This is a genomic window from Microcoleus sp. Pol8_D6 (genome assembly GCF_036700965.1).
Lineage (GTDB): Bacteria > Cyanobacteriota > Cyanobacteriia > Cyanobacteriales > Microcoleaceae > Microcoleus.
The window spans coordinates 93,251-114,303 of sequence record NZ_JAUBPW010000002.1 but is presented as its reverse complement, the minus strand read 5'-3'; the positions used below and the strand labels follow the sequence as shown (position 1 = coordinate 114,303).

The window sequence follows — 21,053 nt, the reverse complement described above, 5'->3', positions numbered from 1 at the left end:
CGATCGCACAATAGCCTATAAATTTTACCGCATTTAGTCACCAAATAACTCCGGCAGGCGATCGCGCAACTCAGCATTTAAACGTGGCAACTCGTCCCGCATCTGTAAGTACCAATCTCGCCGCTGCCGGTAGTGTCCGCACAGCAAGCGGTTGTCCCGCACCCATTCGTAAGCATTCGCGGCTATTTTCCGGCGCATAGAAGTGTCAGAAATCAGCGAATTTAGTTTGGTTTCAAACTCTTTTTCATATCTATAAATCAATCCTGTTTCACCTTCGACAATCGAATGTTCGTACACGGTGGGACTTGCCAGCACCGCTACTCCCCGTGCTGCACATTCAATAAATTTTAAGTCGGATTTCATTTCGTTAACTGGGTTGGGAACGAGCGGCAGCAAAGCTATATCGCAACTGTACATGATTTCTTGATACCGTTCGTAACTACAAAATTGTTCAAATTCTTTTTGCTGTATTTCCAACGCTTCAAAAAAACGGCGGTCGTGGATTACTTTAACTTGAATCCGGTGCTTTTGTGCAACTAAAACTCGATTTAGCGCTGCCATAATCGGCTGCCAATCTTTTTCGCGGTTAAGCGCACCAAAAAAGATGGTGACTGTATCTTCTGCCGGGTAAATTCGTGGGGGAGGTATATAGGCTAATTGATTGGGAAATACAGCAACATTGTGATTGTAAGACCGCAATATTTTTGCTAGCGGTTCTGTAGAAGTTTGCACGCAGTGACAGCCGCGATAGCTGAGGTAATTATTATCTGCGTATTCGCGGCGGCGGATGGGATTGTCGTCAATTTCAGCTACTATTAAATAGCCTTGTTGCAACAGTTCTTTGAGTTGGGGAATATAGCCGGGATATTGCATAATTGTCCGCTGCCAGATAAAGACTTTTTCTTCTCCAGACAGCGGCGGAATTAACTCTGCTGTTTTCACGCCGGATACGGTGCGGACACCGGGAATTGTAGCGCTAAATTTGTCGGGTTCCAAAACTCGCACACGATCGCACCCTGTAGGAGCCATAATGATAGTCTGAATCAGCAGTCTGCGCGTAGGTACGGTCGATTTGGTCGATCGCACGATATAATGTTCAGCACCGGTTTCCGTAGCAAAACTGCTCGATGTGAGTTCTAAAGCCTTTACCATTGGATGCAGTAATTCTTGAAAGTGGACAAAATTTTCGGTTTTGTGTCCCTTCCCTTGAAATTCATAAACCTGCAATCCCGCTTGAGCAAATAGTGATTTAATACTTTCTAGGGTAAACCAGTGCTGCATCTTGTTGTCGGGATTCTCCCACTGTCCCCGCAACAGATTGACAATTCGCCGCCAGTATTGAACATTAGGGATTCTAGCGAGAATTTGCCCCTCTGGATTCAGCAAACCACTGTACTGCTTGAGCACTTCCCAAGGGTTTTTGAGGTAGGGTAGCAAGTCGCCAAAAACCAAACAATCGACGGTTCCTGGGGCGACGTCGAGACTTTCGAGAGCAATTTCTTCAATATCGGCCACCGTCACCCAGTTTAGCCGATCGACTGCTATTTTAGCTTTTTCTCGATCGCATTCAATGCCAATATACTGACAATGGGGATTGATCAGCTTGTACTGTTCGCCCGTCGATCCCGTACCGCAGCCAATTTCAACAATGACTTTAGCATCCGGCGGTAGCAGCTTCAAGAAGTCGTGGTTGGCGCGATCGATCACTTTGTCTAAAATTCCTGATTAGTTGATCGTAAAATAAAACAGAGCAACCCATGCCGACCGACAACCAGCCGAAGGTTAGCATTGCGATGCCAGTATACAATGGCGATCGGCACATTTGTCAAGCCTTAAATTCTCACTTGCGAACTTTTTTTCTTTTCTATTCTCTTGGTCTGCGTTAAGAGAGTTTCCTTTAAATCTTATTCACCAATCCTACAATGATTGCTATATTTGAGCATACTAAGTATGGAAGACCCGTTTTTGGATACTTAAACTAATATTTAAGGACAGTAAGTACGAAACCGCCTATTTTTTTATTTTTTAGCAAGCCTCAACACTTCTGTCTCACATCTCATCACTTCAAACCCAATAATAAGGCGATTCCGCCGATCGCACCAACTACCCCCAAAACAGCCCGAATGCTCACTTTTTCGCCCGCCAGCACCGCTAAAGGCAGTATAAATAGGGGACTGGTAGAACTGAGTGTTTGAGCGATTGCTGCGGGTGCATATTTCAGCGAAGTCTGTTGCAAAAAAATCCCGAGATAGGTTCCTAAAAAAGCTGCCATAATTATTGCAGCTAATATTTTTGAGGATTTTAATTGTTTGAAACTGTCAAGGTTTGTTGGCTTCAAAAAGCACAGCATGACTGCCATACCACCGATCAAACGCAAGGCCGCCGTCCACAGAGGATCGATATCTATTTGAGTGAAGGCGGCGCGGGATAAAATTGCTCCAGCGGCGTGGCTTGTTTGTCCTAATAAACTAATACCTAATCCCTGCCAAATATGTTTTGATGATAAGGTTGTTTCGGCTGTTCGTTCTGCAATTACCCACGCTACGCCGCAAATTGTTAAAAGAATGCCAGTACAAGCAATGGGCGATAACTTTTCTTGCAAAAATATTAAGCCCAATAAAGCTGTTAAAGGGGGAGATAGGGTTTCTAAAAGCAGCGTTCGCCTCGCGCCTAAATATTTTAATACTATAAAGAAAGCGGTGTCTCCGATGCCAATTCCTAGGCCGCCGCTAATCAACAGCATTGCTAAAATATTGGAGTTGATTGCGGGTAAGGGTTTGCCTAAAATTAGTACAGTGGCAAGGAGCATGAAAAGGGCGATCGCGCCTTTGAGCAAGTTGAGCACCACTGCGGGGGTTTGCTGTCCCACTCGCTGCCAGATGGTGGAAGATAGAGCCCAGACAAATGCAGCGCCTAAAGCGGCGATTTCACCCATAAAATTTGTTGACTGTTGACTGTTGACTGTTGTTACCAATTCCCCATGCCCAATTCCCAATTCCCCATGCCCGATTCCCCATGCCATATAAATTAGGGTTCCCGGTGGCCTACCTGGAACCCTAGATTTATTAAGCTTTTTTAGCAGTGGGCGGTGAACATAAATCAATACCATCATGTCCGAATAGAGGAACGAATTCGCTTGCGGTTTGAGATGGCTTCGTTCCTTTCTTCGGACACCCAAGATATATGTCTACCTACTGATTAACGTGGTGGTAATTGCGGAGATTGGCTAGGTTGAAATTGTGACCGCATATCTGTTCTTACCCAAGAACCAAAACGATCTGGACGAACGCATTCAGCATTCTCTAATTCGTCTTTGAGTTTAGTGGCGAAAGATTCAAACATATCGACTAACGCCTGACGATCTGTTAAGCAACCTTGGAGAGCAATAAGTTGTTCCAGCGTCCAGTTATAAAGTTGAGTGTCCCCTTGTTCAATGCGTAAATAGAACTGATTCTCAAACTGTGCAAGATTAGAGTAGAAGTTCTCAACTTCTGCCTTAATCAAGTTCATATCCAGGTAGAATTGTTGCTGTTTCAATTCTGCAAAAATCGTATTTTTGAGGTTCTGGGTGAAGTTTTGGTTCAGCTCATTCTTGACGATACTAGAGACATCATTACGGAAGTTGAGAATCTTGTTATCCAAGCTAACATTAATGCGATTGTCAAGATCGTTGACAATATTATTAGTCACTAACTGCACGTTGCTAGTGCTAGATTGATTAACAACCGTATTGATGCGAGCATCAATGTTAGATTCAATCTGCTGAATGACCAGATTTTTAATGTTTTGGCTTTGGTCAGCAATTTTGAGATTAACTACCGCATTAATCCGCTGATCGATGTCGTGTTGAATTTGCTGAACAATTTGAGTGTTAATATCGTGAGATAGATTAGACACTTTGAGGTTCACGACATTATCGATGCGTTGATCGATGTAAGTTTGCATTTGCTGAATCACCAGATTCTTCACATTCTGGGTTTGATCAGAAATCTTGATGCTCACCACATTCTCAACACGCTCATCAATAGTATGTTGGACTTGCTGAATTACCTGATTAGTGATCTCTTGAGATTGATTGGCGATTTGGACATTAACGGAGTTACTAATGCGCTCATCAATATCAGTCGATATTTGATTAATTACCTGGGTATTAATCTCTGTAGACTGATTGGCAATTTTGATGTTAACTACATTCTCAATCCGTTGCTCAAGTTCAGTTTGCATTTGCTGAACTACGAGGTTCTTAACTTCTTGAGTCTGATTAGCCACTTTGAGATTAACGACGGCCTCAACACGCTCATTGAGTTCGGTTTGCATTTGTTGCAGCACTAAGCTTTTAATCTCTTGGGTTTGTTCAGAGATTCTTAAATTCACCTGCTCGCTAACAATTCGGGGAATTCGGGAAATAAATAAGTCGTTGAGATTTTTGTTGAAGTATCCCGACCAATTGTGGAAATTCTGATTAAAACTAACTTCCATTTGTTGGGTAACAGTCTTAAGCATAAACTCCAGCCGTGCTACCTTCATCGCTAAGTCTTTAGCTTGAGTTTGATAGCCTTTAAGCAGCCATTTTTCCAAATTGTCCCAATAAGCTTCTTTTTTCTCGTTCGGGTCACCTGTTACTGTGATGGAAGTATTGATTTGGGCTGCCATTTGCTGCCACATTTGTTCCATCTGATCTTGGTCAAAAGTGAAGTTAAATCCACTGCTACTAATATTGATATTTTCAGTACCAGAGCTAGCTGTACCACCAGTGGTAACTGCTGTATTACTAGAGCTAGTTGTACCACCAGTGGTAACTGCTGTATTACTAGAGCTAGTTGTGCGACCACCACCAACTACACTAACAGTGCTTTCGCTGCTGCCCATATTAACAGTGCTTTCGCTGCTGCCCGTACCAGGTTGTAATGATGACTCTGCCTTTTCTCGGTCTACTTCTTCATCACTGATGTTGTTGATTTCTAAAACAACTTGGCCTTCGTTATCTTCTATGTATGTATCAAAAAAGAAGCCGGAGATGGTGGTTTTTTGTTTGACTTCAAAAATAACGTCATCTTTGAAGCCATTTAATGAACACCAACTTTCGCTAACTTCATTTCCTGTTAACTTGGAGATAAATTTTCCCCCTTGAATTAAGAGTAACGCCCAAGGTTCTAATTGGAAATTTTTTGCTTCTGCTCCATAAGTGGCATTGCTTTCCCGAATCTTGACGCGATAGTTCCCTGCGGCTAACTCGATAGAATTAGCATTGGCTTTTTTAAGAGTTGAGAGATAATTGCCATCAAGCGGATAGCAGTTTGTCTTGCTATCAACGGTTAAAGTTTGGGGATTCTGTTGATTGCCAGTGATTGAAACAGTTACTTGCCCTTCATTATCATCACTATAGGTATCAAAGAATAAAGCACAGACTACAGCTTTTTCTTTGATTTCAAACTGCAATTTGTCGTTATAGCCGTTTAAAGTTGCCCAAGTTCCACCTGTCTCAACACCTGTCTTTGTGTTGATAAAGGTACTGCCATCAAGTCCATAAATCCAGAGAAAAACAAAAGGCTCACCGACAGTATTGTCGGCACTATAACTGTAGCTACCACTGGTAATTTGGATGTCAAAAGTTCCTTTGTCTAATGTCAGAGACTTAGCAACATTTTGTTGCAAGTTATTCATCTGAGCGGTATTGATAACGTAACAGTTTTCTTTTGTATCAATCGTTAACAGTTTCATAGTTTTCTCACCAGTTGTAGTAGTTGTTTGTGCACCTTGTGTAGTTTCAGTCTTAACTTTTGAAGCGATCGTGGCGATCGCTTCTGCTGCTGGTTGATAAACCGCTATTCCTGCCCAACGACCGCTAGGCTTGGTTTGAGCCACTAATGTGCCTTTACCTGTCTGGGTATTAATGCGGATTAATTGGCCGTCTTTTCCCAAGTTAAAAAATCTGCCTGTAACGCCATAAAGGACATTACCAACAAATTCCATACTGCCAATACCAGGAAATCCGGTATCACCAATAGTTTTAACTTCGCTAGTATCGAGATTGCATCTAGCAAGTAATTTCTTCTTTTCGTAACCAATTAATGTGATATATGCTATGCCATTGCTATCAAAGGCAACTTCGCCACAGTTGTAGTCTTTATTAGCTACTGTAGCTACTGGTGTACCTTTTCCTGTTTTGATATCAAGGGCAATCAGTTGTTTAGCTGTGCTGGCATAAAGGGTTTGACGTTGGGGATTATAAGCCAAGCCGGCTGTAGCAAAGCCCGTATCCCCAATGACAGCCGTATCGCCCGTTTTGATGTCAATTTTTACGAGCTGCGTTGTGTCGCCTTCTCGATCAATGCCATAGAGCTGTGAATTAACAAAGGCAATATCATACACTTCTGTAATGATCTCACCGATGAATGTTGCTTTACCTGTGGCTAAATCAAGAGTATACAGTTTACTTAACTGATTTGAGACACAATCTTGGATATACACTGTCCCTGCAACCATAGCTAAATCCAAAGAAGATATATTGCTTGCCTGATTACTCATCTTTTTCTGTTTTTATTACATAAAAAAGCAGATGAAAGTAATAGTGCGGTTGGTCATCAGTTATTTCAACTGATTTTGGGAAAATACTCGGCTAGCAACGACAGTCACCAGCGAGTGCGAGATAAAGCGAGCAGAAATGCAGTTGGAGCTGCTTGGCTATTGAGCATAGAGCGCTTTATTAAGACATCACTAGCTTTCCTCGCAGTGGGCGGGGAGAGAATCGAACTCTCATACCTTTCGGTGTCAGATTTTGAGTCTGATGCGTCTACCAATTTCGCCACCCGCCCTTTTTGGTTGCATCATAATAACAGACCGATCGATTGGCTCCAAGCAAAAATTCATAATCTTTTGAACTTGCCTAGCGATCGATCTCTCTGGCGCCCAATACTGGTATTAAGGATGGGACAACTGAGCCGTCTGAGCTTGTTTGAGAATTTCTCCCAATTGAGTGGTGCTGAGGTCGTCTTAGTCTCCCGCCTGCGCCAAAAACGCATCTACATTATTCAGTTTTTGGTAATCACTTAATGTGATATATGCTACTAGACTTGTTTTGCAAAACTGTTAAGAAATCATACTCGATGTTGCGGATGACGGTATTTCCCGTAGTGCTGATAAACTCAGCATCTGCTAGAATTGGTCGCCAGTTGGACTGCTCCGAGGATGACTATTAGTCTATCTAAAGGCCTAGATAATTTGTATTTTCGTAATAAAACGCAACATCTTTCTCTTCTTTCAGTGGTGGGAAGTCAGAAGCAACGAGCATTTTATCGAGCTCGTACTCGCTCCATGCCATAGAGTTGTGAATCAACAAAGGCAATATCATACACTTCTGTAATGATCTCACCGATGAATGTTGCTTTACATGTAGGCTAAATCAAGAGTATACAGTTTACTTAACTGATGCGAGACACAATCTTGGATATAAACTGTGCCTGGAACGATCGCTAAATCCAAAGAAGGTATATTGCTTGCCCGATTACTCATCTTTTTATGTTTTTATTACATAAAAAAGCAGATGAAAGTAATAGTGCGGTTGGTCATCAGTTATTTGAACTGAATTTGGGAAAATACTCAGCTAGCAACGACAGCCACCAGCAAGGGCGATATCAAGTGAGGAGATATGCACTTGGAGCTACTGTGCTACCTAGCAGACAGTTCTTTATTAAGACATCACTAGCTTTTTTTGCAGTGGGCGGGGAGAGAATCGAACTCTCATACCTTTCGGTGTCAGATTTTGAGTCTGATGCGTCTACCAATTTCGCCACCCGCCCTTTTTGTTGGTTTCAGCATCATAATACACCGATCGATTTTGCACAAGAGATTCATAATCTTTTGAACTTGCCCAGCGATCGATCTCTCTGGCGCGCAATACTGGTACAGGATGGGACAACTGAGCCGTCTGAGCTTGTTTTAGCATTTCTCCGAGTTGAGTGGTGCTGAGGTCGTCATAGGCCCGCGCCTGCGCCAAAAACGCATCGACATTCAGTTTCGGAGCTAAAGTCGGCGAACCTCCGGCCAGTTTCATCAACAGGGATGCTACCACTCTTGGGTCTTGAGTGGCGAGCAAGGCGGCGCGATCGCACGTAAATTCCGCACACCGCAACCATTCCAACATTTGCGCCTGTAAACCCTGCGCGAGCACGGTTCCCACAGGGGAAATTTGGCCGGCGGCCAACACAATTAAATTAGCCAGAGTCAGGTAAACTCCGTGCTCGCACTTCAAATGCCCCAACTCGTGAGCAATTACTGCCTTAACTTCCTCGTCTGTGAGCAAATCAATCAGAGAAGTGTGCATCACCACAAAAGGCTGTTTTCCCCGCATCGCAAAGGTGTAAGCATTTGGCATCGGATGCTGGCGGACATAAAGCTGCGGCGGTTCCAAATCAAGAGTTTTGCAGGCATCCAACAGCAATTGATGCAGGTGGGGCAATTGATTTTCGCCGACTTGGACGCTGGAAGCCAGATTTTCCAGCATGAAAAACTGTTCGCCCAGTTGTCCGAGCAACTGCCGCACCATCAAATCCAGGCCGGGCAGTTGTTTGAGCGTGTTGGTGGCTTCCAAGTCTAGCGGGTGGCGAAACTGGTCTGCTTTCAAACCGATGAGCGGTATGTTCGACATTTTAATCCTGAGTCATTAGTCAATAGTCACTGGTCGTTAGTCATTGGTCATTGGGAAATGAGAATTATGAATTGGCAATTGAAAAAGGTTGAATTATTTTTCTTTCTTCTTCCTTCTTCCTTCTTCCTTCTTCCTTCTTCCTAATGACTAATGACTGCTGACTAATGACTAATTAACAGTTTAAACCCGATCGCACGGGATTGACAGGAGCCTCAGCAGTCGCCGGGTCTGTACCCTCTTTGACGCGCCGCAACTTAGCTCCCAATTTTTGCAGTTTCACCTCTAACTGCTCATAGCCGCGGTCTAAGTGCTGCAAGCTGCTGATGGTTGTGACACCATCGGCTGCAAGTCCTGCTAGCACTAACGCCGCCGAAGCCCGCAAATCTGTTGCCACTACCGGCGCACCCGACAGCCGCGACACTCCGCGCACAATGGCTACATTGCCTTTAAGGCGAATGTCCGCGCCCATGCGGTTGAGCTCTGCTACGTGGCGCAAGCGATTCTCAAACACGGTTTCTTTGATCAAGCTGTCGCCTTCACTCAGCGTCAGCAAAGCCATAAACTGAGCTTGCATATCTGTGGGGAAACCTGGATAAGGCAGAGTTTCGATGTCTGTAGCCGAGTGAGTTTGGCCGGGAACTATCCGCAAAATGTCGGGGGATTCTGCAATAATTTTTGCCCCAATTGTCTTCAATTTGGCAATGACTGCCGTCAGGTGGTCGGGAATTACCGGCGACAAACTGATTTCGGAGTGAGTGATGGCTCCTGCTACTAAAAATGTTCCGGCTTCAATGCGATCGGGAATAATTGAATAGTCTACCGCGTGCAGCTTGGGCACTCCCGAAATGACGATCGTATTCGTGCCAGCGCCTTGAATTTTTGCTCCCATAGCGCGGCAGAAATTCGCCAAATCAGCGACTTCCGGCTCTTGAGCCGCATTTTCAATTATGGTTTCTCCTTCCGCCAGAGTCGCCGCCATCATCAAAGTTTCAGTTGCGCCGACGCTGGGGTAGTCCAAATAAATTTTGGCTCCTTTCAGGCGGCGGTTCGGCCCTTTGACGTAAGCGTGAACAGTGCCGTGGTCGATGTGGACTTCGGCACCGAGGGCTTGCAGACCGCGAACGTGAAGTTCAACGGGTCGGGCACCGATGGCGCACCCACCGGGCAAGGGCACTTTGGCAAATCCCAAACGCGCTAGCAGTGGGCCGATGATGAAGAAGCTCGCCCGCAGTTGGCTGACTAATTCGTAGGGGGCTTGAGCGTCTATGAGGTTGCTGGCGTTGATGTCTAAAACGTCGCCGTGCTGCTGTAATTTGACTCCTACAGCCGAGAGAATTTGCCCCATGCGGGCGACATCGACTAGACCGGGAACGTTGCGGAGACGGCAATCCTCTGGGCAGAGCAAGGCTCCTGCCATGACGACTAAGGCCGAGTTTTTGGCGCCGCTGATTTTAACGTGTCCTTTAAGGGGTTCGCGACCCCAAATTTGTAATACTTGTTGTTCGTCGCTTTCAGGTGAAGCTGGCAGGTTAGATGAGTTCTGAGCTGGTGTAATGGGTTTGCCCTCCATAATGCGCTTCGTTACTTTATACATTATTAATTTTGGTTCGATTTTACCGGAAAGTTTTTATATGTCTAGGGGTAACATTAGGAATTGCGGGAATTATATTTGCTGGAATACCCTCTGGACATGGCTTTCATCTTTAATCGCACAAATAATGCCGATCGAGTTTCATGGAGTTATCTGTATCAAAATTTACGTTAATTTGTAGCGCTCGCTCGGATCGGAGATATTGTACTTTTGTCAACGAGCTTTTGAAGTAAAATGCGACTCGGTTGTTGACAAAGGTGTAAGATATCGGTTCGATCGACTATGCCAGAAAGTTTACACATTGTCGATCGCCCCATTGCCTGTGCTACCCTGTGACAACAACCTAGAGCCAAAGCTACTCCTAGCATATGGTTCACATTAAACGGATCGAACTGACGAACTTTAAATCTTTTGGCGGCACGACGGCCATTCCCGTGCTGCCCGGTTTTACTGTGGTTTCCGGGCCCAACGGTTCTGGGAAGTCCAACATCCTCGACGCTTTGCTGTTTTGTCTCGGACTTTCGAGTTCTAAGGGAATGCGGGCTGAACGTTTGCCCGATTTGGTGAACAGCGCCCAAAACAAACGCGGTACGATCGAAGCTAGCGTGACTGCGACTTTTGCCCTGGAAGATGTGGGGGAGGAATGGTTCGCCCAGGATGAAGATGAGGATGAAAATGCAGCAGATGAGTTATCTGTTGCAGCAGAGGAAGTTGAAGGGATAGATATTGGCGAAACTCAAGACAACAACGGCCAATCACCTGACAATCGAAAATCGCCTCTATCTGTTGCAGAAGCCGAAAGCATAGAAATTGCCGAAACTCAAGACAACAACGGCCAATCACTTCCTGTCAATCGAAAATCGAAAATCGAAAATCGAAAATCGGAAGAGTTATCTGTTGAAGACGTAGAAGAGATTGAAATCGCAGCAACTCAAGACAACAACGGACAACTACTCGCTAGTAATAAAAAATCCCAAATCCCAAATCCAAAATCGGATGAGTGGAGTGTGACGCGGAAACTTCGGGTAACTCGCCAAGGTACTTACACTTCAACTTATTATATTAACGGCGCACCTTGCACGCTGACTCAACTTCACGAACAACTCAACCGCTTGCGAATTTATCCCGAAGGCTATAACGTCGTGCTGCAAGGAGACGTTACCAGCATTATTTCGATGAATTCTAAGGAACGCAGAGAAATCATTGACGAATTAGCTGGTGTGGCTCAGTTCGATCGCAAAATCTCTTTAGCTAGGCAGAAGTTGGATGAAGTTAAGGAGGTGGAAGAACGCAGCAGAATAGTGGAAAAAGAGCTGATGTCTCAGCGCGATAGACTTGCTTCCGATCGCACAAAAGCGGAAAAATATCAAAAATTGCGGGCGGAATTTCAAGAAAAGTCGCAATGGGAAATTGTGCTGAAATTCCGGCAATTGCAGCAACAAGAATGGAAGCTGCGAGAACAAATCGAAACAGGCGATCGCACTTCGGCATCTCTCACCGAACAACTGCAAGCAATTAGCACCCAAATTCAAGCAGCAACCGCCGAACTTGACGCCCTCAATGCCCGCGTTAAAGATTTGGGAGAGTCGGAATTGTTGGCTTTGCAAGCGACGATTGCGACTCAGGAAGCGGAACGGCGACAACTGCAAAACCGCAAACAGGATTTGGAAACAACTGCTGGGCAAATGGCGGCTAACATAGCACAAACCGAGGAAGAAGTTCGGCAATTTAAGCAAAGTTTGGAGCAAATTGAGATTGAAATATCTTATGTTAAATCTCAAATAGGAAGTTTGCAGGAACAGCGGGATGCAGCCCAGCAAAGTTTAGATGAAAGTCGGGAAGTTGCAAATGCGATCGCCTCGACGGCCGAAGTTTGGGTACAGCAGCAAACGGAACTGCACCGCCAAATCGAAACAATTCAACAAACTTTGGAACCGCAGCGTACAGAACAAGCTACCATTGGCGAAAGAGCCGATCGCCTGCAAAGTCAAATTCAAGAACAAAACCAATCGCTGCAAGTATTGGAACAGGAAATTGCAGCGAAAAAAGAGCAGCAATCTCGCCTTGTGGAAACCAAAGGCGTTGCATCTTTGCAAGTAGAATCGCTGAATCAGATTTTAGTCGAAGCCGAACAAGAATTGCAACTGCAACAGGAAACTCAAACTCGTTTGTTGGAAGAACAGCGCGAAAGACAGCGCAAATTAGACAAACTAGAAGTGCAGTTTCAAGCACTGCAAGAAGCGACGGGAACGTTTACTGCAAAAATTGTCGCGCAAAGCGGAATTGGCGGAGTTTGCGGCTTGGTGGCTCAACTGGGCAGGGTGGAACCGCGCTATCAGTTGGCGCTGGAAATTGCGGCGGGCGGGCGCATGGGAAATATGGTGGTGGAAGATGACAGCGTGGCTGCTGCTGCGATCGAATTGTTGAAACAAAAACGGGCGGGAAGGATGACGTTTTTGCCTTTGAATAAGATTAGGGGCGGCAGATATTCGGTGAATGAAAATTTGCGGCGCGCGGCTGGGTTTGTGGATGCGGCTGTTAATTTGATTGATTGCGATTCGCGGTATCAGGAAATTTTTGCTTACGTTTTTGGCAGTACGGTTGTGTTTAGTAACCTCAGCGACGCCCGCCGCTATTTGGGACAGTACCGGATTGTCACTTTGGACGGGGAAATTTTGGAAACTAGCGGGGCGATGACTGGGGGGAGTTCTACTAATAGATCTACCTTGCATTTTGGCACGGTTGATGCTAGCGAGGCTGCTAGTGAAGCCCGGACGATCGCCTCTTTGCAAGAAAGGTTGGAGGAAATTGAGCGGATTTTGGAACGGTGCAAAATTGCGATTGATCGCGCTTCTGTTGCAGTCAAAACTCGCAGCCAAGAATTGATGGAAGCGAAACAGAATTTGCGCGAACATCAGTTGCGCTTGGAACAGTTGGATTCAGAAATTAAGAATTTGCAAGGGCAACAGGAACAAGTACGATCGCAAATTGCGAAAAATACACAGGAATTAACTAATTCGCGATCGAGATTGCAGTTGCTGGAACGAGAATTGCCCGCACAGGAAACTCAATTGCAGCAATACCGCCAAACTTTGGCGCAGTTGGAAGAGTCCAACAGTCACAGCGAATGGCAGCAAATGCAATCGAGTTTGCGCGCTCTAGAAGCGCAGCTCCAAGAGCGAGAAGTGGCTCTGAGAAACGTCCAGCAGCGCCTTGTAGACTTGGAAAATCAATTCGGGCGTTTGGAAGACAAAATTAAGGAAGGCAGCGAGAAATTGCAGGAATGGCAAGTGCAGCAAAACGCGGGGGCGGATGCACTCGATCGCATTGTTTCGCAGCAGTTAGAACTCGATCGGCAAATTGCTGAAGCTAAGGCGGCTTTGGGGGAAATTGAGGAAAAATTGGGCGTGCAGAAGGGAGAGCGCGATCGGGCGGAATCTCAACTGCGAGAACAGCATTTAGCCAAACAGCAGTTACAATGGCAGTTGCAAAAACTCCACGAAACCCAGCAAGAACGCCGGGAACAATTGAGTGCAGTCCGCACTCTATTGGAAGCGCAGCGGGCGGAAATGCCCGACCCCGTGCCGTCGATTCCTGAAAATGTCGAGAAAGCCAATTTAACGGAATTGCAGCAGGAAGTAAAGGCGATCGCCAAACGCATTCAAGCTTTAGAACCAGTCAATATGCTAGCCTTGGAAGAGTACAACCGCACTCAAGAACGCCTTCAAGAATTGAGTCAAAAGTTGACGACATTGGAAGGAGAACGCACTGAACTGCTGTTGAGAATTGAAAATTTTACCACGCTGAGGCGGCGCGCTTTTAAGGAAGCTTTCGACGCGGTTAACGAGAACTTCCAGACTATCTTTGCGGAACTTTCCGAAGGCGATGGCTATCTCCAGCTAGATGACCAGGAAGACCCCTTCAGCAGCGGCTTGAATTTGGTTGCTCACCCGAAGGGCAAACCCGTACAGCGGCTGGCTTCCATGTCTGGAGGCGAAAAGTCCTTGACGGCGCTGAGTTTTATTTTTGCGCTGCAACGCTACCGCCCATCTACGTTTTACGCTTTTGATGAAGTGGATATGTTTCTGGATGGGGCAAATGTGGAGCGATTGGCTAGAATGATAAAACGACAGTCGGAACAAGCCCAGTTTATTGTTGTGAGTTTGCGGCGACCTATGATTCAATCGGCTGAGCGTACAATTGGTGTTACTCAAGCGCGGGGAGCTTATACTCAAGTCATAGGACTGAAGTTGTAGTCCCGGAGTTTATGTTAACGCTCGTGTTGAGTGATATATGTACTTAATAAATCAGGATTAAAGTTAGAATGACATCCGAACAAATCTGCCAACGCTCAGACATTCTAGGCACTCAGGTCATCACCCGCGACAGAGGTAAACGCTTGGGGGTGGTTAGTCAATTGTGGGTGGACATTGACAGACGGGAAGTTGTGGCGATCGGTCTGCGTGATAATATATTTGCGGTCGCTGGAATGCCGAAGTTTATGTTCCTCAGCAATGTCAGTGAAATCGGCGACGTGCTGTTGGTGGAAGATGAGAGCGCGATCGAAGATGATGTTGATGTTGAAGTCTACAGCATTTTGATTAACAGCGAAGTTATTACCGAAACCGGCGAACTTTTGGGTAGGGTGCGAGGCTTTAGGTTCGATCCCGAAGACGGTAAGTTAGTTTCTATAATTATCGCTTCTCTGGGAATCCCCCAAATCCCTGACCAAGTTCTCAGCACTTACGAGTTGGGGATTGAAGAAATTGTCAGCAGTGGCCCGAATCGCTTGATTGTGTTTGAAGGTTCCGAGGAAAGGCTCAGGCAGCTTAGTGTGGGTTTGCTGGAGCGCGTCGGTTTGGGCCAAGCACCTTGGGAACGAGAAGAGGACGAGGCAGGTTATTATCCTAAACCCGTGGCTACGGGAAATCAATTGGGCCCGGGCGTGCGGATACCTGCACCGGAAATGCGGAGCCGGGTAGCTGCGCCTGCGGTGGAGGAAGTTCCTTGGGATGAGGATTTAGAGTGGAATCGGCCTGCGGTTCGCCAGCCGCCGATGCGCGCGGTGCAGGCACAGCCGCAGCCCATCGACGATTACGAGGATTACGAAGAGGATAATTGGGGTGGCGAGGAGGACGATTACGAAGAGGAGGAGTACGAGGAGAAGCCGCAATACACTCGCCCTGAGATTTCTCGCCCCAAGCAGCCGGTGGTGCAGTACGAGTACGAGGATGATGTGGAGGCCGATGCTTGGGCTGACGATGAGGCACCGAAGCCTTACCAGGCTCCTCGGGTGAATATCCCTGAGAAAACTAAGACTCCTGAGTATGAGGAGGAGCCTGGTTATTAGGAATTAATCCATCGATTGGACGGGTTTACGAGATTGTTTGTTTTAGACATAGATAGTTGGTGAAATCCGCCCCTACAATGGCTTGTAGGGGCGTGTTTCACCAACCATATCGGCGTAAAGCCAACAATATAATAAACCCGCTCCCGCCCAACGAATAATCGGAATCTAAATTTTTTTGGACTATCTCGAACATCTGGTTAATCTAGATTATTGGCTGTGTGGGGGCGGGTTTATCTAAATTGTTGGTGAACCTCAAATATTGTTTGTAAAACCCGCCCCTACGCTAAATTATGAAAAAAACTTTTATTAAAACCTTTATTTTCAGATTAATAACATATCTAATTTTTCCAATTTTTTTATCCACAACCACGGCTGAAATTGTCTTGCGAGTTGCGGGATACAAACCCTGGCAAATAGAAAATGTTGATGTTGCAGTCGAACCAAAAGGTAACTTTTTTACCAAAGACTCGGAACTAGGCTACAAGCATTTGCCGGGTAAATTCAAGGTAACACTTAACGGCAATTACTCATTTAATGCCACTCATCTCAATAATAGTTTAAGAATAACTCATCCCCTCAATACTTACAATTTATCGTCAAAAAAACCAGAAATTTGGATATTTGGCTGTTCTTTTACCTACGGTTGGTCATTGAATGATAGCGAAACTTATGCTTGGTTGCTGCAAGAGAAATTACCCAAGTATGAAATAGTAAATTTTGGCGTTAACGGCTACGGCACGCTGCACTCGTTGATTCAATTCAAAGAAGCACTCAAACAAGGAAATAAACCAAAAATTGCCGTGATTGCTTATGCGGGATTTCACGACCGTCGCAATACTTTGTTAAGGGCGAGAAGAAAGCAAATGGCTGCTTGGAATAAACTCGGTATTTTATTCCAGCCCGATGCTAGGCTGAATAGAGAAAATAATTTTACCTACAAAATGGCAAAACTTGAATATCACGAGTTCCCGCTGATGCCGATTTCTGCATTAAGCCATTTTTTGGAGGTTAATTACAATCAATTTGAAGAGGGATTGTACAAAAGTCACGAGGTTTCTAAGGCAATTATTGAAGAGTTTAACCGCGTGGCTGAGGCTAATGGTGTTAAGTTAGTTGTGGCGGGAATTAATACAGGTTCTGCTAAGATGTTGGAGGAGTTAAGTCAGGAGGGAATTGCGACAGCGGATATTTCGGTTGATTTGAAAATACCTGCCAATAATAATTTACCTCATGACCTTCATCCAAGTGCGATCGCGAATCGGCAATATGCAGAAAAGTTGGAAGGTTTTTTGCAAGGTACTGTTTTAAGGTAAGTTAACGAACCGCGAAGGCGCAAAGGGCGCGAAGGAAGAGAGAAAGAAGAAGTTTATAAGTTATTTAGGGTTGCGAGAGTGATGGGATTATTGGATTTTGTTTCTTTTAAATTGCCTCGCAAGAGTTTGATTGATGGCTTTTTTCTGTTTTTACTTGTTCTTGTAACAGTTGCAGTAACATCAATCTATGTATCCAGCGAACATACTTTTTATTGGTGGGATTACGCGGGCTACAACACTGCTACAGTCAACACAGCAAATTTATTTCGAGGCTCGCCAGATAAAGCATGGCGCGGAGTTATAGAATCGCTATCTAAGGAAAAAAACCTGTTAATCTCTCTGCCGTTAGTGCCGTTTATTCTATTATTTGGCGAGTCTCGCCTAAGTTACATTCTCAGCGTATCCCTGATTTATGTGCTGCCGTTTCGCCTGTTGCTGGGGGCAATTTCTGCAAAGCTAATTCCAGTTTATCCCCGCCGGGTGTTTTGGTCAACTGTGCTGCTGAGTTTATTAATTCCGATGAGTTGGATACCGACTCTGCGGGGATATCTGGATACTGGCGGCTGTGTGTTTGTAGCCTTGGCAATTTTGGTTTATTTGCAGGATTTTAAGCTGAAATCTTGGTGGAAAATCCCGTTAATTGGGTTTTTGCTGGCGGGGGCGATTCTGTTGCGGCGCCATTTTGCTTATAGTGCGATCGCATTTTTGGGTGCAGCGACTTTACAGGCTTTCATCGAGTTTATTGTACTAATATACCGTAAGGAAACGGCGTTGTCCTCTCCAAAAGAAAAGGACGCAACATTGCAGTTTGCCTACAGAAGCTTGTTTGAATCCGCTTTTAAATTGGGTTTAATAGCGGCAACTAGCTTGACTATTTTAATGTTGGTAGCAGGAGATTTTACTCGCAGTGCTCTGACGGTTGACTACCGCAATTTGTATGTCGCTTGGAGTTTGCCTGTAAATGATATTTTAACTCGTTATGCGGATTTTTACGGTTTGGGAACTTGGCTGCTGGTACTGATTGGTTTTTCTGCGGGAATTCTCACCCGAATTATGGTTCCGGCAGCGACTATTTTTGTTTCGTTGTTTGGGGTTTTGTCGCTGATTGAATGGCTGTTAGTGTTGCGTTACGGCTACTTGCACTATACAATTCATATTACACCGATCGCACTTTTAGGATTATCCACATTTTTCTGGACAACTTGGCTGACACTCAAGGGAAAAATCCGGTATTTCATGCTGGGCGCGGCGGGTTTGTACCTAGTTGTCAATGCCGCAGTCGGGTTAATTCCTCTCAAGGTTGATTTGCCAAGACTGTTTGTGGGTAATTTTCCGCCGTTAGTGCGATCGGACTACGACGAAGTTGTAAAATTAGTAGAGTTTCTGCGAAAATTAGCACCGAATGAAGAACCGATTTATATTGCCGGTGCTTCTAACAGTTTTAATGCTAATATCCTGCGACAAGCCAACCGAAAATTAAACCCGCCGGAGGGCTGGTGGAAATTAAATACAATCGGGAGACCGCAAATTGACTCGCGCGATACTTACCCGCTACCGGAGTTGTTGCAGTCACAATATGCGGTGGTTGCTGTGCCTTTTCAGCAGGTGTTACCGACTGACGAACAAGTTTTGCGATCGCACGAACAAGATGTTGTTAAAGTTGTGTACGATGCCTTTACTCAAAACTGGGAAATTGCCCGCGATTTCCAATTGCTACCGGAACAGTTTAAGCTAGAAAACGGCGTGACTGTCAGCGTTTACCGGAGGGTGCGGCCGACTGATACAGCAACGGCAGTTAGGACTCTGGATGCGATGCAGCGGCAAATAGTCGATCGACCAGGCACGCAGTTAGATTGGATTAGTTTGCATCAATCAATCTACACAAGTGCCAATTATTCAGTCAGTCAAGAATCGGATAACCTATATCATATTGTAACTCATCCAATTAAAAACAGCAAGAAACTCGATACATCTTTCCTGTATTTAGGTTCTATCTCAGACAAAGCGAAAGTTACCGGCAAACTCAATTTACCTAACAAACAATGTCCGGGAATTGCCCTGCGCTTGACTTTGTGGGACAAGCGAGGTAAATTAGTAGACTCAGCAGAGATGGCTTATAGTCAAAAAAGTGCGATCGACTTAAATCTATTAGTTGAGGGCAAAAATCCCATTTATCTGCTGCTTGAGGTATTGAGTAGCAGCCAACAGGATTTAACAAAGCAATGCCAACTGGAGATTAACAATTTAGCTGTCAGTAGGTAAATTGAACCGTCAATGCAAAAACATCAAAAATCCCACTGGTATTTTAATCTATCTCTCTATACTTTTGTCATCATCGGCTCCCTGATGGCCACTGGGTATATTTTCCCGATAGGAGGCAACTTTCCCGAAGTGCCGCCCATTCAATTTATGTTAAATCCTGAACTGTACAAAAATGACTATTACGTTCAGGAAATGGTTAAGTTTAATCCGAGATATTACTATTATTATATTATCTATTTGCTCGCCAACTTAGGAACAAGCATTCCCCTAGCGCACTTTATTTATCAATTCCTCGCCTTCGGTTCATTTATCCTCGCTTGCTACGCAATTCTCAATATCTATACTAATTCCAAACTGCCTGCCGCAGCGATGGCTTTTTTATGTATAGCCGCTTCATTTACAGATGTTGGTAACACCCTGATATTTTCCACCAAATCAGTACCCAGTACCTTCGCAATGGGTTTCGCAATCTGGGGAATTTACTTTAGTTTGCGCCAGAAATGGCTGACCGGATATTTCTTTTTTGGACTGGGCTGTTTGCTGCAATTTTTAGTTGGTTTGTTGCCGGGATTGATGATGGTTCCCGTTTTAGTTATTGAATCTGTAAGACAGCGGAAGTTTAAAACATTGATTTTGGCGATCGCACTTTTAGCAGCAATGGCAAGTATCGTTTACGTACCGATGTTATTAACAGGTACTACCAGCACTCACACTATCGACAACGCCGAGTTTGTCTACATTCACGCGAAAGTCCGCAACCCCCACCACATCCTCCCGTCAAATTGGGATTTGGGGAATTGGTTCAACTTTATATGTTTCATAATTGGTGGCTTGCTTTGCATCAAAAACTCCGGTTTATTGCCCAAAGAAGACCAGATTAATTTTTATATAATTGTTGGCACATCAATTTTTGCATTATTTATAAATTACGTATTTGTCGAAGTTTACCCGCTGGCTTTTATCGCCAAACTACAGTTAGCTAGAACCGTACCTTTTGCTCAAATAATTATATTTATTGCTGTAGCTTTGACGGTCTATCAACTTTACAGAGACAAACAAATAGCTGTTAGTTTGTTGCTGTTAGCTGTACTAACTTTCCCTTTTCGTGGTATCATTTTCCTAGGATTATCAGTGTGGCAAACAAAAAAATACGTATTTCCCAAACGATATAATATATTGTTGTGGATTTTAGCAGCAGGCACGGTAATTTTCAGCTTGATATATCCGGTGACTGATTCATGGGAAATAATTAGCGATCGAATAATTAACATCCCCGTCCTTTTCTCAATCCTTGCCTTCCCATTCATTTTAGAAGAAACATCCCTAGCTACATCTATAAAACAGACTATAACTCACATATTAGCCTTAATAACTACCGCCACATTAGTTTTTGGAATAGCAGGAATTCTGCCCAAACCTATATTAAATGTATTTCAAACAAGAGTTAATATTAATGCCGTTCCCAGAGACGACTTAAGCAAATTAGCTATCCGATTTTCGCAAAGTAGCAGCCCCGATTCACTCGTATTAATTCCACCTTCAGTTACCAGCTTTCAGTTTTTCTCCGAAAGAGCGATTGTAGTCAACTTCAAAAACTTTCCCTTTACCGAAAAAGGCATCAAAGAATGGCAAAGTCGCATGGAAACCGTTTTAGGAGTGCCATTAAACCCGCAAATGATTTGGGGAGGAAATGACTTTTTCATCCGCCGCAGCAGTGCGGATTTACTCAAAGTAGCCAAAAAATATCATGCCGATTATATCCTGACTCGTACTGACTGGCACCCAAATATTCCAGGGGAAATCGCCGACAAACAAGGCAAATGGATACTTTATAAAATTAGGTAATACGTAATTGGTAAAACTTGTTAAATCCCAATTATAATTTTATCT

The 21,053-nt window shown here is 44.6% G+C and carries 12 protein-coding genes and 2 tRNA genes; 6 read left to right on the top strand and 8 right to left on the bottom strand.

All coding sequences use genetic code 11. The features are described from left to right. Positions 1 to 33 precede the first annotated feature (33 nt). Positions 34 to 1,707, bottom strand: coding sequence for a methyltransferase domain-containing protein (locus QUA10_RS01355; protein ID WP_333081271.1), 1,674 nt, complete (start codon positions 1,705 to 1,707; stop codon positions 34 to 36). A gap of 50 nt (positions 1,708 to 1,757) precedes the next feature. On the opposite strand from QUA10_RS01355, the gene QUA10_RS01350 reads away from it, so the two are divergent. Then, positions 1,758 to 1,886, top strand: a complete 129-nt coding sequence (locus QUA10_RS01350) for a hypothetical protein (protein ID WP_333086149.1) — start codon at positions 1,758 to 1,760, stop codon at positions 1,884 to 1,886. 173 nt (positions 1,887 to 2,059) lie between these two features. Here the strand turns inward: QUA10_RS01350 and QUA10_RS01345 are convergent, their stop codons facing one another. From QUA10_RS01345 to murA, 7 genes are all read right to left on the bottom strand, one after another. Then, on the bottom strand, positions 2,060 to 2,935 hold the full coding sequence (locus QUA10_RS01345; RefSeq protein ID WP_333081300.1) for a DMT family transporter: 876 nt from the start codon (positions 2,933 to 2,935) through the stop codon (positions 2,060 to 2,062). Between the two features lie 263 nt (positions 2,936 to 3,198). After that, complete coding sequence (locus QUA10_RS01340) at positions 3,199 to 6,528, bottom strand: hypothetical protein (RefSeq protein ID WP_333081272.1); 3,330 nt, start codon at positions 6,526 to 6,528, stop codon at positions 3,199 to 3,201. Positions 6,529 to 6,733: 205 nt separating this feature from the next. Continuing rightward, positions 6,734 to 6,815 (bottom strand) — tRNA-Leu (locus tag QUA10_RS01335). Between the two features lie 571 nt (positions 6,816 to 7,386). After that, positions 7,387 to 7,512 carry a hypothetical protein gene (locus QUA10_RS01330; protein WP_333086148.1) on the bottom strand — a complete coding sequence of 42 codons (126 nt, stop codon included), beginning with the start codon at positions 7,510 to 7,512 and terminating at the stop codon, positions 7,387 to 7,389. 205 nt (positions 7,513 to 7,717) lie between these two features. After that, positions 7,718 to 7,799 (bottom strand) — tRNA-Leu (locus QUA10_RS01325). After that, entirely contained in the window at positions 7,778 to 8,647 is an 870-nt protein-coding gene (locus QUA10_RS01320) for a M48 family metallopeptidase (RefSeq protein ID WP_333081273.1), read from the bottom strand. The genes QUA10_RS01325 and QUA10_RS01320 overlap by 22 nt, the downstream gene beginning before the upstream one ends. Positions 8,648 to 8,819: 172 nt before the next feature. Beyond that, a complete protein-coding gene (murA, locus tag QUA10_RS01315) occupies positions 8,820 to 10,241 on the bottom strand; it encodes a UDP-N-acetylglucosamine 1-carboxyvinyltransferase (RefSeq protein ID WP_333081274.1) in 1,422 nt (473 codons plus the stop codon). 365 nt (positions 10,242 to 10,606) lie between these two features. On the opposite strand from murA, the gene smc reads away from it, so the two are divergent. From smc to QUA10_RS01290, 5 genes are all read left to right on the top strand, one after another. Continuing rightward, on the top strand, positions 10,607 to 14,494 hold the full coding sequence (gene smc, locus QUA10_RS01310; RefSeq protein ID WP_333081275.1) for a chromosome segregation protein SMC: 3,888 nt from the start codon (positions 10,607 to 10,609) through the stop codon (positions 14,492 to 14,494). A gap of 68 nt (positions 14,495 to 14,562) precedes the next feature. After that, positions 14,563 to 15,588, top strand: coding sequence for a PRC-barrel domain-containing protein (locus QUA10_RS01305; RefSeq protein WP_333081276.1), 1,026 nt, complete (start codon positions 14,563 to 14,565; stop codon positions 15,586 to 15,588). Positions 15,589 to 15,878: 290 nt separating this feature from the next. Further along, positions 15,879 to 16,901: an SGNH/GDSL hydrolase family protein gene (locus tag QUA10_RS01300; RefSeq protein WP_333086147.1), complete on the top strand. Its 1,023-nt coding sequence runs from the start codon at positions 15,879 to 15,881 to the stop codon at positions 16,899 to 16,901. Positions 16,902 to 16,982: 81 nt separating this feature from the next. Continuing rightward, positions 16,983 to 19,163 (top strand): hypothetical protein, encoded by a 2,181-nt coding sequence (locus tag QUA10_RS01295; RefSeq protein ID WP_333081279.1) that lies wholly within the window; start codon positions 16,983 to 16,985, stop codon positions 19,161 to 19,163. 12 nt (positions 19,164 to 19,175) lie between these two features. Then, a complete protein-coding gene (locus QUA10_RS01290) occupies positions 19,176 to 21,008 on the top strand; it encodes a DUF6798 domain-containing protein (RefSeq protein ID WP_333081280.1) in 1,833 nt (610 codons plus the stop codon). Positions 21,009 to 21,053: the final 45 nt, after the last annotated feature.